Genomic DNA, 16336 nt, shown 5'->3' with positions numbered 1-16336 from the left:
TTAGGCAGAAGCAATTTTCATGACATCTGCAAAAATACCTGATGCTGTTACCGCCGCTCCGGCTCCGGCTCCTTTTACCACCAGCGGCTGCTCACTGTAACGATTTGTATAGAACAGTACGATGTTATCTTTCCCGCCCAAGTTATAGAAAGGATGATCAGAGGCAAAAGCTTCCAAACCGGTTTGGGATGAACCGTTTTCAAAAGTGGCTACATATTTGAGGCGTTTTTCTTCAGCTTCAGCATTCTGATAAAGTTTCAGAAAGACTTCTTCATGCTCGTCCAATTGGGCATAAAAATCAGCCAAGGATTCAGTATCCATGCACCCTTCAGGCACAAATCCATTGTTGGTGATCTCATCCAATTCCAGTTCATATCCACTGACACGGGCCAGAATCAGGATCTTGCGCATTACATCCACACCGCCTAGATCGATTCGGGGATCGGGCTCGGTAAATCCGGCCGCCTTGGCATCTTTCACCACTTCGCTGAATTTCTTGGTCCCATCATAATTATTGAAGATGAAGTTGAGAGTACCGGAAAGAACGGCCTGAATTTTATGCACCTGATCACCACTTTTTATCAGATCGTTCAGGGTTGAAATGATCGGAAGTCCGGCTCCAACATTGGTCTCATACAAGAATTTGGATTTATATTTTAAAGCGGAATCTGTCAGTTTTTTGAAGGTTTGATAGCCTGAGGAGCAAGCGATTTTATTTGGAGTAACTACCGAAATACTGCTTTCCAGTACATCTTGATATAGCTTTGCGACTTCTGCTGAAGCAGTTGAATCCACAAATACCGTATTTCGCAGATTAAGCTCCTTCATAGTTTTCAGAAACGCGTCGTGATCCATTTTTTTGCCTTCATCAGCAAGCAGGCTTTGCCAGGAATCCAGGTCAATGCCTTCCTCGTTAAAAAGCATTTTGCGAGAATTAGCGAGGCCGCCAATAAACACGTCCAAATTATGCTTCCTGGCTAAATATTCTTGCTGAGCTTTTATCTGCTCAATGAACACTTTCCCAACATTCCCCACACCGATCATGAATAAGTTTAATTTTTTGCGATCAGACAGGAAGAACGATTCATGGATACTGTTCAGGGATTTTTTTAGATCCTTCTTGCCAATTACCACAGAAATATTCAATTCGGTAGATCCCTGAGCTATGGCTCTTACATTTACTCCGTTATGACTCAGTGTATCAAATAACTTAGCACTCACTCCAACTTGCTTCTTCATGCGTGAACCGACCAATGCTACAATAGAAAGTCCGGTTTCTACATCCAGTGGGTTGATCTTGTGATTCTCGATCTCGTAGGCAAATTCCCTGGAGATAGCTTTTTGAGCCTTTTCAATATCATCCAGTGAAATTCCAACGGTAATGGAATGCTCAGAGGATGCCTGGGTGATCATGATCACATTTACTTGCTGCTGGCTGAGCGAACGAAACAAACGATAGGAGATATTAGGCACGGCAATCATCCCACTGCCGGTTAGTGTACAAAGCGCGATCTCCTCAATGCAAGAGGTACCCTTAACCACATCTCCATTGGGTGAGCCTTCTTTTGAGATCAAAGTGCCGCTTTCTTGAGGGACAAATGTATTTTTGATGTGAACCGGAATATCAGCATCAAGAACAGGCTGAATAGTAGGCGGATAAATCACCTTGGCTCCAAAATGTGAAAGTTCCATGGCTTCCTCATACGACAAATGCTTGATAGGATGAGCATTCGGAACCAGGCGAGGGTCTGCGGTCATCATCCCACTTACATCGGTCCAGATTTGTAGCTCCCTGGCTTGCAATGCGGCAGCAATTAACGCAGCGGTATAATCTGATCCGCCTCGGCCAAGTGTAGTGACATGTCCGTTCTCTTTGGATGATGCCACAAAACCCGGACAAACTGCAACCCGCGGGGCTTGCTTGAAATGTTCTTGAATGGAGCTGAATGTGAATGCGATATCAACAGATGCGCGGCCAAAGTGATTATCTGTTTTAACTAAATGTTTTGAGTCGATAAGGCCGGAATCCAAACCGGTGGATGCAAAATATTTGGCAATTATAGCTGAGGAAAGTAATTCACCATAACTCAAAATGTGGTCAAGCGACCTTGGGGAAAGTTCTCGAATGAGATACACGCCCCGGCAAATATCTTCCAGGTCGTTTAAGAGTAATTTTGTTGAAGTAAGAACTTCACTGCGGTTTTTTACCGAAAAGAGTTCATTGCAAATTTCAAGGTGCCTTTTTTCTATTTCGGCTAACTGATCTTTATAGGATTCATCGCCATTAGCTGCGAGCTTTGCACAATCCTGAAGTGTATTAGTAACGCCCCCCAGGGCAGATACAACAACAGCCAGCTTTTCATTTTTTGAATGATCTTTAACGATCTCCTGTACTTTGTTCAGATTCTTTGAAGTGGCTACAGAACTTCCACCAAATTTTAATACGATCATGATTTATAAGAGTAAAATTAACGACTTAAAGTAAGTGAGAGAGCGGCAATTTGCCTGTGTGGCGATATGTAAATAATGACCCCCTAAGGGGTTGTAATGATCGTCGTTGTGATAGTAATATTCATAGGCATAGCAATCCGGGCAGAGGTAAGCTCCACGGAGGTCATTGTGCTATGTTGAATATTAAATTTCATTGCCCTTAGTCTATTTCAAAACAAGAATAAAGTAAACCCTGTGCCTGAAAAAATGCTTAAGGTATGTATTAACAATGGTAAAGGTGAAATTGGTAGCGCTTCTAATTCTATCGAATTAAAAAATAATTTCTCTTTTCGGCTTAATGCTGTGAGTGGGATGGAAGTTTTCAGATTTATCGTAAGCCCGGATCAGGATTTTTCGGGAACCAATTTTTCCCCTTTCCACACAAGGTTTTGTGTCTTTCCGTTTACCATCCGAACGGTTCTGGCACGGTATTTTTTGACAACCGCATAGTCATGAGTCACCATCAAAACGGCCATGCCACGATTATTGATGGTTCGGAGTAATTCCATGATATCTTTAGTTGCTTTAGGATCCAGGTTCCCGGTCGGTTCATCAGCCAGCAGAATGCGCGGTTCGTTGGCAAGTGCGCGGGCAATGACCACGCGTTGTTGTTCACCCCCGGAAAGATCTCTTGGCATGTGTTTACGGCGGTGGCTAAGCCCAACCATCGTCAATACTTCGAGTACACGCTGCTTAATGAACTTGGGCTTCTCTCCGGTAACTTGCAGGGCAAAAGCCACATTATCATGTACATTGCGATCTTCCAATAATTGAAAATCCTGGAAAACGATCCCTAAACGTCGCCGAAGCATGGGTACTTCCCGGTCACTGATCTTATTGACCGGGTAATCGGTTACGCGAACAACTCCTTGATCAGGAACCAGATCACGATACAGCAGTTTTAGAAATGAACTTTTTCCAATCCCGGTGGGACCAATTAGATAAGCAAACTCACCGTTATGGAGTTTAAAATTAACGTCACTCAGCACCGGGTGCTGATCAAACCTTAAAGATACATTTTTAAGTTCTATAACCGCTGTTTCTGACATTGAAGCACCATTGTTATGCGTGTACTGTTTTCGTCTGCATCTACCAAATCAAAACCCTCATATTTGGCTACCAGATGATAGGGGGTTTGTTCCACAATTGACAACATTTCCTGAAGTGAGTAGATGCGCTGTTTATGCACTTCCCGGAAACGGTTGATCACCGTAAGGCCATCATCCGACATTTCCTCGATATCAAATTCGTTGTAATGAAATTGAAGCTCGGGGTCGTATTTACTTTCCCTGAAATACCGGTAATTGCCAAAACTGCCTTCTTCGTTATTCAGGTAATCGACGGCTTCCAGGGAGTTTTGAGGCGTCGAAAAGTCGTAGATCAATAACCCATTAGGATTTAAGATACGGTGGCAGCCACGAAGCATTTTCAGAATATCTTCAGAAGTATGAAGATAGTTTACACTGTCAAATACAGAAAAAATGATATCAAAGGATGCTGAGCTTTTTATATCGGTAAAATCCATGGTATCAAACTGTACGGGAGCCTCAAGTTCAGCTGCTTTTTGTCTAGCCCTTTCAACCATAGCAGGAGATTGATCCGTTGCCGTAAGCTCATACTCTTCATACTCGGAAAGATGTAAACTGATGGCCCCGGTTCCACAGGCTAATTCAAGGATCTGAGTCGGGTTTGGATGATGAGTTTGAATGACCTCATCAATAAAATCGGCCCACATTTCATAATCCACATCTTTCATCAGAGTGTCATAAAGCGGGGCTAAAGCAGAATAAATTCGGGACTTTTCAGACTTCACTAAATCGCTGTTTTGCTAATTGAACGGCCAACATATACGCCTCTTTGAACGAGGATGGATTTGCCACACCTTTTCCTGCTATATCAAATGCAGTGCCATGGTCCGGCGAAGTGCGAATAATAGGAAGCCCGGCGGTAAAATTCACTCCTTTTCCGAAGGATAAGAGTTTGAACGGAGCCAACCCCTGGTCGTGGTACATGGCCAGAATACCGTCGTACTTTTTATGAAGTTGCTGCCCAAAAAAACCATCCGCAGGGAAGGGGCCGTGAATGACTGTATTCTGATGTGTACTTTGCAATTCTTTGATGGTCGGTTCAATGAATTCTATTTCTTCCTTTCCAATAACACCTCCGTCACCTGCATGTGGATTCAATCCAAAAACAGCGATCTTAGGTTTTTCTATTCCAAAATCCTGAATCAGGCTTTTACTAAGAATGTCTGCTTTTCGTTCGATGAGGTTCGGTGAAATTGTTTGGGCTACCTCTCTGATCGGAATGTGGGTGGTAACAAGGCTGACTCTAAGGTTACCGCTAACCAGCATCATGAGTACTTCATCCGTTCCGGTTTTAGCAGCAAGAAACTCCGTATGTCCCGGAATTGTATACCCGGCCAGGTTAACTGCTTCTTTTGATATTGGCGCTGTAACCAATGCATGCGCTTTTTGCCGGACACAAAGATCTATTCCGGTTTCAATAGAACGCATCGCTGTGCGTCCGCTTTCCTTAGTGTGATTGCCTGGTATGATCTCTGTTTCTAAATCAAACTCCGAAAATACATTAATGGATCCCGGCACTATTTCTTCAAATGATTCTGTAAAGTTCAGCTCTACAGGTTGTGCGAGCTGGTCTGAATAAAATTCTAAAACTTCTTTTGGGGAGATGATAACCGGGGTAGAGGAAGTCAAAAGATCACCATCAGAAAGGGTTTTCAGGATGATCTCCGGCCCAATGCCGTTAAAATCACCAACTGAAATACCGATTACAGGGGAAAAAGTGGTCATAATCTCTTATTTCGTACCAACCAATTTGAAATCTCCAAATCCGGATGAAGCTTCAAAAATGAAAGTCCGGTCAGGATATTCCCAAATCTCAAGAGTTTTTCCGCGTTCAGGAAACCTGCGTTCTTTGTTTTTTGGAGGCCCGAATTTGATATACACCTCACCTTGATCACTTTCATGTCCCATTGGGTTTTCCTGGGAACCAAATTCATTGAAAGCGTAATCAATGCGGCGATAATATTCAGCCATTAATTCATTGAAAACAGTGTTTGGAGTGGGATCTCGTTGCTCCCAAAACTCCCGGAATTTCTGTTCCCGCTCGCGATCGTTGCCCTTGTTGATGCGATCCACTTCCTTTTCAGGCAGAATAAATTTCAAATGGCGAATAGCAATATCCAGGTTATACAAACTGGCCGGCATATCCGCCCAGTATGATTGAAAGAATGAACGGGCAACAGGTTTTTCCTGTCCACTTTTTTTCAGACTCAACAAATAGGCTGCATTTTCAAGCGAACTGGCCGGAATCATCTTGATCAAGTAAGTATGGTCAAACTCTCCTTGCTCGAGCATCAACATAGGATGATGAACATTTTGGAGCTTTAGCGTTGCATTGCTAAACACCTCACTATCTTCAATATCTAATTCCAGTACCTGGTTTCTGGCCGTAGTATCGTTACGAGAAATATTCGCCCGGTTGAGTTGTAGGGTGTAGTCAGCGGAAGACTCATAATCAGGGATGCGAACTGCGACATAAAAATCCTCACCGTAGGGCACATTATCTTCCATATTCATCAATTCCAATTGTTTTTGCCCATTCTTATCACTCACACTTTTTAACAGGTACACTTCACCTGAATGGTCAGAGTTAAGGTCCGGAACGGTGATCTCCCTTCTTTGGGTGTTTCGTTCATTTACTTCCTGCATCATTGAAAGCTGAAGAATGAAATTATATGTGCCGGGATTTAATCGGGTTTCAAGGTAACCAGCTGCAAATTGATCTTTGGACTTTGTCTCCTCAAAGGAATTAACAAACAAGGTATCTGACCAAAAATCTCTTGAAATTGAATTTGCAGAAGGTTCTCTGCGACGCTTTAATTCACCCTCAAATACCTCAGCGTTCAATCTTATGGTGGAATAGAACTCGGCTTCAGCAGGGGCATCAAGATCGCTATTCAGCGTAATTTTTTTGAAGGGAATAAAATCATTGTTGAACCGAAACAGAAAAGCCAATGTTGTTTTTCCTTCTTCACCGGGTAAAATAAGTTCATCAACAAAAATCTGAGGGGCTTGGCTTCGGTACACCAATTGGGGATAGCTGACTCTTTGCGCCAACAAACTACCTGATACACCAAAAAATAGCAGAAGGACTAAGATGTGTTTTCTCATAAAACTAAATTTTGAATGATTATGACCAATATCGGGGTTTAATGATAAAATATAATCCCTATTTTCAACGCAGCTTTGGAATCAACATTATAAGAACTAAAAGATTGTATAACATGAGCAATAAATCTGGAAGCGCTACCAAAAACTGGTTACATAATATTATTGAGGAATTTGGTAAAACAGAGGACGAAATAAAAAAAGGAGGCGGTCAGAAACGAATTGATAAAGAACATGGCAAAGGTAAACTGACAGCCCGAGAACGAATACACAAATTGATCGATAAAGATTCCAAATTCCATGAACTGGGTTTATGGGCCGGCTATGAAATGTATGAAGAACAAGGCGGATGTCCTTCGGGAGGAGTGATCACCGGCGTGGGTGAAGTAAGTGGACGAAAGTGTATGATCGTTGCCAACGATGCAACCGTTAAAGCAGGGGCATGGTTTCCTATTACAGCAAAGAAGAACTTGCGGGCCCAGGAAATTGCCATTGAGAATCATACACCTTTGATCTACCTGGTAGATTCAGCCGGTGTTTATTTACCGATGCAGGATGAGATCTTTCCTGATAAAGATCATTTTGGACGGATGTTCAGGAATAATGCAGTGATCTCAGCCAAAGGTATTCCCCAGATTGCCGCTATAATGGGCAGTTGTGTAGCCGGTGGAGCTTACCTGCCCATTATGAGTGACGAAGCATTGATCGTAGATGGCACCGGCAGCGTTTTTCTGGCAGGAAGTTATCTTGTAAAAGCAGCCATTGGTGAAGATGTTGATAACGAAACGCTTGGTGGAGCTACCACCCACACCGAAATCTCCGGTGTCACTGACTATAAAATGGAAGATGATACTGAAGCGCTCGAAACCATTCGCGACTTGGTCGATAAATTCGGGCCATTTGAAACAGCCGGTTTTAACAGAAAGGAAAGTAAGGAGCCCAAACGTCCGGCAAGTGACATATTTGAAATACTGCCGGAAGCACGAACAAGCCCTTACAATATGCATGAAATTCTGGATTGTATTGTTGATGAAGACAGTTTTACGGAATTCAAAAAAGGGTACGGTCAATCGCTGATCACCGGTTTTGCGCGCATCGATGGATGGAGTGTTGGTATAGTAGCTAATCAGCGAACGGTAAAACGAACCAAGCAGGGCGAAATGCAAATTGGCGGGGTGATTTACTCCGATAGTGCTGATAAAGCCGCTCGCTTTATCATGAATTGCAATCAGAAAAAAATTCCACTCATCTTTTTCCAGGATGTAACCGGGTTTATGATCGGGAAGCGAAGTGAACACGGCGGTATTATTAAGGACGGAGCCAAAATGGTGAATGCCATGAGCAACAGCACCGTCCCCAAGATCACGATCGTTGTTGGAAACAGCTACGGAGCGGGAAATTATGCCATGTGTGGCCGTGCGTATGATCCTCGGTTTATGTATGCCTGGCCTACCGCTAAAATTGCGGTAATGAGCGGAGCTTCAGCTTCAAAAACGCTCATGCAAATTCAGGTTGCAGCGATGAAGAAAAAAGGCAAAAAAGTGAGTGATGAAGAGCAAGAGAAGATCATGAAGAAGATCAGTGATCGTTATGACAAACAAACGGATGTGCGATATGCTGCTTCCCGGCTTTGGGTAGATGGGATCATCAATCCTTTGGAAACTCGCGAGCGAATATCAAAAGCCATAGATTGCGCCAACCTGAATCCGGAAATCCCGGAATTTAAAACCGGTGTGATCCAAACTTAGACTAAAATCCAACATATTTGTTATACTGCGAGGGCGCATGCAACATGCGTCCTTTTTTGTATGAAACCTTCAGAACCATTCTTTGAACTACGATCTACATAAACAGCGAGATTTAATTTTTCTTGGCGTGGAAGCCAGCTTCACGCTCATTGATTTTATATTGTTCTTCTTCAGCTTTGTTTTAGGATTCGTGTTCGCTCTGTTTTTCCTGATATTCGCATTGGCAGTGCTGCTGAAAATTTTCTCCCGCCATGAATTCCTTTTCGATCGCGATGAATATACCGTTACAAAATACTATCGCTTTTTCAGGTATTTCAGGATCAGGATGAGGACGATCGGATTCGGAGAAGTGGAAGAAATACTGCTCTCCAATCATCATAGCGGACAGGCTTTGTTTAGCAGAGGAATGAAACAAAAAGAGTGGTTTAGTCTTGATATAAAAACCACAAATGAGTACATAGAGATCATTAAGACGGAAGAAGACGAACTTCAGGAACTATATGAATTATATAATGAGATGGAAGAAATGCTGGATCTCTATTTCAGTTTTCGAATCGAATTCCTTGAAACGGAAACAGAAAGTGAATGATAAGAAAGAGCAGGCAGTAACAGCATGATCACTCATACCCGTGTTATCATACTAAGAATGATCGACTATCAGGACTCGAGTTTTATCTTAACGGTATTATCCGAAGAACATGGTAAGATCGCTTTGATCGCGAAAGGGGCTAAGCGCCCAAAAAATAAACTTTCAGGCATTTTGCAGGTGGGATCCATTCTGGATGCGGTCTATTATTACAAACAAACGCGAGGTGTTCAAACCCTGACAGAAGCCTCAACCGCATATTCAGCTGATATTTTTCGAAAACATTTTGACCGGGCCGCCATTTTATATTCTGTGCTTGAATTGCTGGGGCAATTAGTTCATGAGCACGAAGTAAACACCCCCGTTTTTGTATTTGCGGAAAAATTTATTCAGTGGCTGGGTGAAGCTGAGGAGGTACATCCACAGATATTTCCTTATGCACAAATTCGTTTGGCAGAAATAACAGGAATTGGTTTGATTGATACCCATCAGCAAGAAACAACGTATGCGTATCTGAACATCACAAGTGGAAATATTTCAGATCGATCTGAAGATGAGATGTCTTATAAATTATCAGAGAATCAAACCCGGTTTATTTCGTTAGCGTTACATTCCAAAAGTTCATCTATTTTTGGAATTATGTTAGAGAATGGTGAACTCAAGCAACTTGTTCATCATTTAGATGTATACTTTAAATATCATATTGATGGTTATAAAGAGCGCAAATCGGATGCAATTTTTGAACAGATGTTACAGGTGAACTCATGAGACGCAAAGATCTAATTTTAACGGCCGTTCTTCTTTTTATGATCGGTATTACCGCCGGAACGCTTATTGCGTTGTATACTATCAACGAAGAACTGGCTCCCCTTGCCGAAGTAAGAACCACGGAGATCACCCGTAGTGAGCAACCTTTCATTTCAGATGAAGATCTTGAAAGAGCGGACGCTCGTTTCCTATTCAGAAAAGTAGCCGAAGAAGTAACTCCCACGGTTGTGTACATCGAAACTATTGTACCGATCGAAGGAACGATGCCAAATGACGAATATCATGAGTTTGAAGAAAATGAGGAAAGTATTTGGGATCGCATCATACCAAGAAGAGCAAGAACGGTAGGTTCGGGAGTATTGATCACAAAAGACGGATATATACTCACCAATTATCATGTTATTGAGGGAGCGGTGGAGAAAGGGCTCCGCGTTGTGCTAAATGATAAAAGAGAATATCAGGCCAAAGTAGTAGGATATGATCCAAGTACAGACCTTGCTGTTATTAAGATCAACGGAAGTGACTTGCCGTATGTGACGGTTGGTGATTCAGAGAGTATAGATGTTGGTGAATGGGTACTTGCGATCGGGAATCCATTTCGGCTTCGCTCAACGGTAACTGCAGGCATTGTGAGTGCATTGAGCAGGGATGTTCAGATCATTGACGACCAAATGCGTATCGAAAGTTTCATACAAACCGATGCTGCTATCAACAAAGGAAACAGTGGAGGAGCATTGGTGAATACCAGCGGACAATTGATTGGCATCAACACTGCCATAGCATCACAGTCCGGTTCATATCAGGGATACGGATTCGCAGTACCCAGCAACCTGGCGATCAAAGTAGCTCGCGATTTGATTGAATACGGTGAAGTTCGAAGAGCGCTGTTGGGCGTAAGCATAGCGGGCGTGGATTACAATCGCGCAATTGAAAAAGGAATGGAGACGGTACGAGGTGTGGAGATCATGTCGGTTTCGCCGGAAGGAGCAGCCTCGGAAGCAGGCGTGGAAACGGGCGATGTGGTTCTTCAGGTAAATGGAGTTAATGTAAACGAAGCCAATGAATTACAGCAGCAAGTTGCTGTTCTGAGTCCCGGTGAAATAGTGGAGTTGAAAATATTGCGCAATGGAAGGGAGTTGCAAAAAAATGTGACTCTGAAAATGCTGGAGCCAAGGGAGATTCCTGAAGTAGCAGCAAGCGAGGAGTCATTGGAAATGCAAGAGATTCCGGAAGATAGAGAAGGAGTTATGTATCGTGAATTTGATCTTGGCTTCAGGGTTATGGGAATTGCTAAGCCCGAAGATGCCGATACTTATGATATCTATGTTGATCGCGTGTACAAATATACAGAGGCCTGGAACAGGGGATTAAGGGAAGATCAACAGATCATAAAAATTGGAGAAGAAAAGGTTGAAGATCTGTCAAGATTAGAAGAACTTATGCGCCGAAATCTAAATGATAATGGATCGGTAGTTCTTGAGATCAGAAATGAGGAAAACGTAAAAGGATTTATCGAGTTAAAAAGAAATTGATGCATCATTCCCTTAAAGCCCTATTATATTGTGTCGTTATAATGGTATTATTTTCAGCCTGTTCTGCTACAGAAAGTACATCTTCTACCGAATCAGCTTCCGATTCGGGTACTCCGGGCTGGTTTAGAGCCTCAGATTTTCGCTCCGATTCCCTTTCATTTTATGGATACGCACAGGCGGTATCTACTGACTCCGTTATTGCTGTTGCAAATGCAACACTTCAGGCTAAATCCGTTTTGGAAACTTCACTCGCAGAACACATGGAAGACATTCGCCTTGAACTTGAAGAAGCAGGAGAAACCTCCGTAACCGAAAATGATTTCCTGATCACCCTAAGAAATGCTCATGTACTTGCGCAAGAAACGAGCACTAAAGTCAATGGCGTTGCCGTGGAAAAAGGAGGATATTTCCTGGGATATTCAGAAGCTCAAATTTCCAAAAAAGATTTTCGGGATATGATGTCAAACGGTTTTGGAAATAAAACTTCTTACAAAACCGTCTTTTTAGGATCAGCAGCTTTCGGAGATTTTGTAAAATAGGGCACGGCCTTTTCTATATATATTCATTTTCCTGAGTCCTTTTCTGAAATTTTAATATAAAACCATCTCCGGTGATGCATTGAGGGGTATAGGATAATATTTACAAAATTTAGATTCGTCATTCTTTATTAATAGTTAATTAATACAGTTATTTCGACAGCTTAAAACTCTAACCAGAACAGGTACTATGAGAAAATATATACCATTCTTAGTGCTGCTTTTTGTGGGATTATGGTCGCTTGGCTTACAAGCTCAAACTACTCCTGCACATGCACTTACTAATGTTACCATTCATCAAGCTGATGGATCGACTACTGAATCTGCCACCATTGTTTGGCGAAATGGGGTCATTGAATCTATTGGCTCCAATGTAACAATACCATTTGATGCTTATGAGATAGACGGAGGCGATAGTCTTCACGTGTATCCGGGCTTCATAGATGGACTTGCAATTTGGGGCAGCCCGGATCTGCCCAAGTCACAGGATTTGCCAAAATTAGATAATCCCGGCAATCCGCCTTACGACCGCGCAGGAATTCAACCCGAACGCCGGCCTTCTGAACTCTTAAAAGATGACAAAGCTTTTGAATCGGCAATGAAGGCAGGTTTCACCACAGCGGCTTTATATCCCAATGGGTACATGCTACCCGGGCAAGTGGAGGCTTTTTATCTTGCTTCTTCATCCGAAGATGTAGCTTTACTGAAAGAAAAATTAGCTCTTGCAGGCTCGTTTGATGAAGCACCCGGAGGCTGGGGAAGTGGAGCATATCCATCAACCCTGATGGGTGTAATGGCTCAATTCCGGCAAGTGATGTTTGATGCGGAAGCCTTACAACAGCACATGAAATATTTTGCTCAAAACCCCGAAATGCCTGCCCCTGAAAGGGATCAGGTACTTGAGGCACTCTTTCCATTGGTAAATCAGGAAACGCCTTTGTATTTCGAAGTTGATCAAAAAGAGCACATTGAACGATTATTCAAACTGCAGGATGAATTTGGTTTTGATGCAGTCATTATTTCAGGAAAAGAAGCATATGCCAAGGCGGATGAATTGAAAAAACGCAACATCCCTGTTTTGGCCGGTATCGATTTTACGGATATGCCAAAGTGGTATAAGAAGCAAAAAGAGGCAGAAGAATCGGATAAAGAGAAGGAAGAAAAAGCTAAAGTCGAGGAGATTTCCGATGAAGAACAAGCCTATCGTCAGAAACAATTGGAAGCCTGGAAAGCAGAAGTCACCAATATTAAAAAACTGTTGGATGCCGGTGTTTCAGTCGGTTATGCTTCCGCTGGTTTGGATCTCAAAGAGTTGTCTGAAAAAATGGAAATTCTGCTGGATGAAGGCGGACTAACTGAAAATGAATTAGTAAAACTGATGACCTCAAATACGGCTTCGATCCTTGGAATCAGCCAAACGCATGGTGCCCTTGAGAAGGGAAAAAATGCCAGCTTTTCGGTTTTCAGTAAACCTATGGCGGAAGAAAAAGCCAAAGTACTGCATGCTATTTCAAACGGAACTATTTATGAATTTGAGGGAAACTAAAATGAAGAAATTAATCACTTTAATTGCTCTTGTTGCCTTTGGATTCACAGCTAAAGCCCAGGAAAAAGGCTCTGTACTTATCCAAAATGCGACAGTTATTACGATCACAAACGGTGATCTTGAAGAAACGGACGTTTTGATCCGTGATGGGAAAATAACCGAGATCGGTAAAGACCTGCGTGCTCCGCGTGGAGTAGAAACAGTTGACGCCACGGGAAAATATGTGATGCCCGGCATCATTGATGCTCATTCTCACCTTAATGGTGTAGATATCAATGAAGCTCGTAATGTGGTAACCGCAGAGGTAACCATGGAAGAATCCGTTGATCCCAATGAAGTAGGTATCTATCATGCATTAGCAGGCGGAGCAACTACCATTCATCTTATGCACGGTTCTGCTAATGTAATTGGCGGACAGGGAGAAACATTGAAGTTACGCTATGGAGCTTCTCAGGAAGGAATGAAGTTTGAAAACGCTCCAAGAACCATAAAGTTTGCTTTAGGTGAAAACCCAACAAGAGTGCATGGACAGGGAAATGGAGTACAGCCAAGAACCCGGATGGGAGTAGAGCAAGTGATCCGAAATCACTTTGACGAAGCTCTCGACTATAAGCGTAAACGTGAAGCTTATTTTGAGGCTCAATCCCTTTACGATCGTCGCGGAAAAGGTACACCGCCGGTGCCGGTTGCTAAAAATCTTCGCTATGAAGTGTTGAATGATATTATAGAAGGGGATATCCTTGTTCATTGTCATTCATACCGCGCGGATGAAATACTTATGCTGATGCGTGTTTTTAATGATTATGGGATCAAGAATTATACCTTTCAGCATGCCAATGAAGCTTTTAAAGTAGCACCCGAATTGGCTAAAAATGGTGCTCATACTTCGGTTTTCTCCGACTGGTGGGCTTATAAATTTGAGGTGTATTATTCAACAGCCTATAACGCTTCGATCCTGAATGCCAATGGTGTGATCAACTCAATCAATAGTGATAATGATCAGTTACTTAGAACATTGAACCATGAAGCAGCTAAAGTGGTGCGTTATGGCAATACCTCAGTGAATGATGCTCTAAAGATGATCACTTTACATCCGGCTATTCAATTGGGTATAGATGACCGTGTTGGAAGCATTGAAGAAGGAAAAGACGGTGACGTTGTGATATGGAGCGGACATCCGTTCGATATTTACAGCAAAGCCGAAATGACTTTTGTTGATGGAACCAAATATTTCGATTTGGAAAACGACCCTGATGACATGAGAATCCATATCAATCCGGGTACCGAATTCGAAGATGGTGCAAATTTCCGACGTATTGTGGATAACCGGGAAGAAAATACGTGTTTGCAAGATGCATTCATCTTATTTGGCGAACAATCAGCACAAGCTCAAAACTAAACAGGAGACAGAATCATGAAAAGACTGAATATATTTGTTGTCGTAGCTGCGCTGCTGTTAGGCTTGAGTGTCCAGACAGAAGCCCAGATCACTGAGAAACCCGAATTTGGTAAATTTGCCATTACAGGAGCCACCATTCATACCGTAACCAATGGAACTATTGAGGGTGGAGTTATTCTGATCGGTGGAAAAGAGATTGAATATGTGGGCCAAAATGCCAAGATCACCAACGAGTACACACGCATTGATGCGTCCGGAAAGCATGTATATCCCGGATTCATCGATGGCTGGACTGCTCTTGGGTTGGTAGAAATTTCAGCGGTACCCGTTACTGTTGATAACCGCGAATTAGGTGATTTCAACCCGCATATGTATGCCTTCACGGCGTTTAATCCACACAGTGCTGCCGTACCTGTAACACGGGTAAGCGGAGTTACAACAGTCCTGTCTGCTCCTTCGTCCGGAATTATTGCCGGCAAGGCTGCTGTAATGGATCTTTGGGGATATTCTCCCGACTCCATGTCGGTTAAGAAAAGTGGTGCTTTGGTTATGAATCTGCCTTCATCAACCGGAGGAGGCTGGTGGGATGACCGCTCCGAAGAAGAGATCAAAAAGGATTATGAACGTGAGATCAATAAGATCAATGAATTCTTTGAAAAAGCTCGCTTTTATGATCGTATGATAAAAGAATACGAGAAAAGTCCCACAGGCAAAATCAGACCCGATCATGACCCAAGGATGGAAGCGATGCGTGAAGTATTAGCCGGAGAAGTTCCTGTTGCTTTGACAGTTAGCCGTGAGCAGGAGATTCTGGATGCGATTGAATGGACAAATTCTCAGGAAGGGATGAATTTCTTCCTGGTAGGTGCCGAAGAAGGGTGGCGGGTAGCTGAAGAAATCGCTGAAGCCGGATTGCCGGTTTTAACGACCACACTCTACACTCCATCCCGTGATTATGATAACTATCAGCGGCCGTATCAAAATCCGGGGCTAATGGCCAAAGCCGGAGTTAAAGTAGCTATCGTTTCCAATGATGCTGAGAATACCCGTAATGCTCCGTTTGAAGCCGGCTATGCAGCCGCTTACGGATTAGGACAGGAAGAAGCGATCAAAGCTTTGACGATTAATCCTGCAGAGATATTCGGGGTAGCCGACAGAATCGGTTCTCTTGAAGCCGGGAAGCAAGCAAACCTGTTTATCTCGGATGGAAATCCACTTCAGCCAATGACTAAGATAGAACATGTGTTCATTAAAGGATTTAAGATCCCGATGGACAGCCGTCACAGTCAGCTTTATGAAGAATTTTTGGATAGAGATGCCGTAAACAGGTAGTTACCGTTCTTAATTAAGGAATCTCAAAAGCCCCGAACAGCTGTTGTTTTGGGGCTTTTTTGTTTCCGGTGTTTAAAGATCAATTCGATAATAATCTATGCATCAAAAAAATTACAGAGTAAATTCCATTAGCTTCGTTTTTCGAATCTACTGTGTTGCAATAGTTTACATGCCTGTAGAACGCTTAATAATAAAATTCTATTCTA

Annotated in this window: 13 protein-coding genes; 8 read left to right on the top strand and 5 right to left on the bottom strand. The window is 42.7% G+C overall.

The annotated features are described in order from the left end of the window. The 5 genes from thrA to B151_RS19465 all read right to left on the bottom strand — a co-directional run bounded on the left by thrA (nucleotide 1) and on the right by B151_RS19465 (nucleotide 6686). Nucleotides 1-2451 carry a bifunctional aspartate kinase/homoserine dehydrogenase I gene (thrA, locus tag B151_RS0107565; protein WP_020403014.1) on the bottom strand — a complete coding sequence of 817 codons (2451 nt, stop codon included), beginning with the start codon at nucleotides 2449-2451 and terminating at the stop codon, nucleotides 1-3. Between the two features lie 383 nt (nucleotides 2452-2834). Continuing rightward, on the bottom strand, nucleotides 2835-3539 hold the full coding sequence (gene ftsE / locus B151_RS0107560) for a cell division ATP-binding protein FtsE (protein WP_020403013.1): 705 nt from the start codon (nucleotides 3537-3539) through the stop codon (nucleotides 2835-2837). Then, nucleotides 3518-4303, bottom strand: coding sequence for a class I SAM-dependent DNA methyltransferase (locus tag B151_RS0107555; protein ID WP_020403012.1), 786 nt, complete (start codon nucleotides 4301-4303; stop codon nucleotides 3518-3520). The genes ftsE and B151_RS0107555 overlap by 22 nt, the downstream gene beginning before the upstream one ends. Next, the gene (pdxA, locus tag B151_RS0107550) at nucleotides 4293-5303 is read right to left on the bottom strand and encodes a 4-hydroxythreonine-4-phosphate dehydrogenase PdxA (RefSeq protein ID WP_020403011.1); all 1011 of its coding nucleotides are present in this window, start codon (nucleotides 5301-5303) and stop codon (nucleotides 4293-4295) included. The genes B151_RS0107555 and pdxA overlap by 11 nt, the downstream gene beginning before the upstream one ends. Before the next feature lie 6 nt (nucleotides 5304-5309). Then, nucleotides 5310-6686: a GWxTD domain-containing protein gene (locus B151_RS19465; protein ID WP_020403010.1), complete on the bottom strand. Its 1377-nt coding sequence runs from the start codon at nucleotides 6684-6686 to the stop codon at nucleotides 5310-5312. A gap of 113 nt (nucleotides 6687-6799) precedes the next feature. Between B151_RS19465 and B151_RS0107540 the strand changes: the two genes are divergently transcribed. From B151_RS0107540 to B151_RS0107505, 8 genes are all read left to right on the top strand, one after another. Next, nucleotides 6800-8431 (top strand): acyl-CoA carboxylase subunit beta, encoded by a 1632-nt coding sequence (locus B151_RS0107540; protein WP_040516730.1) that lies wholly within the window; start codon nucleotides 6800-6802, stop codon nucleotides 8429-8431. 82 nt (nucleotides 8432-8513) lie between these two features. Continuing rightward, nucleotides 8514-9020 carry a hypothetical protein gene (locus B151_RS0107535; protein ID WP_020403008.1) on the top strand — a complete coding sequence of 169 codons (507 nt, stop codon included), beginning with the start codon at nucleotides 8514-8516 and terminating at the stop codon, nucleotides 9018-9020. Between the two features lie 24 nt (nucleotides 9021-9044). Beyond that, nucleotides 9045-9785, top strand: coding sequence for a DNA repair protein RecO (recO, locus tag B151_RS0107530; RefSeq protein WP_020403007.1), 741 nt, complete (start codon nucleotides 9045-9047; stop codon nucleotides 9783-9785). Then, nucleotides 9782-11317, top strand: a complete 1536-nt coding sequence (locus B151_RS0107525; RefSeq protein WP_020403006.1) for a trypsin-like peptidase domain-containing protein — start codon at nucleotides 9782-9784, stop codon at nucleotides 11315-11317. Before recO ends, B151_RS0107525 begins: the two co-directional genes overlap by 4 nt. Nucleotides 11318-11358: 41 nt before the next feature. Next, a complete protein-coding gene (locus B151_RS0107520; RefSeq protein WP_020403005.1) occupies nucleotides 11359-11856 on the top strand; it encodes a hypothetical protein in 498 nt (165 codons plus the stop codon). Nucleotides 11857-12043: 187 nt separating this feature from the next. Continuing rightward, nucleotides 12044-13399, top strand: a complete 1356-nt coding sequence (locus B151_RS0107515) for an amidohydrolase family protein (protein ID WP_020403004.1) — start codon at nucleotides 12044-12046, stop codon at nucleotides 13397-13399. A 1-nt stretch (nucleotide 13400) separates the two neighbouring features. Then, nucleotides 13401-14798, top strand: a complete 1398-nt coding sequence (locus tag B151_RS0107510) for an amidohydrolase family protein (RefSeq protein ID WP_051069727.1) — start codon at nucleotides 13401-13403, stop codon at nucleotides 14796-14798. A gap of 15 nt (nucleotides 14799-14813) precedes the next feature. After that, nucleotides 14814-16130 carry an amidohydrolase family protein gene (locus tag B151_RS0107505; RefSeq protein WP_020403002.1) on the top strand — a complete coding sequence of 439 codons (1317 nt, stop codon included), beginning with the start codon at nucleotides 14814-14816 and terminating at the stop codon, nucleotides 16128-16130. The last annotated feature ends 206 nt before the right edge of the window (nucleotides 16131-16336 follow it).

This window comes from Gracilimonas tropica DSM 19535 (assembly GCF_000375425.1).
GTDB classification, from domain to species: Bacteria; Bacteroidota; Rhodothermia; order Balneolales; family Balneolaceae; genus Gracilimonas; species Gracilimonas tropica.
This window is presented reverse-complemented; position numbering and strand designations above follow the sequence as displayed.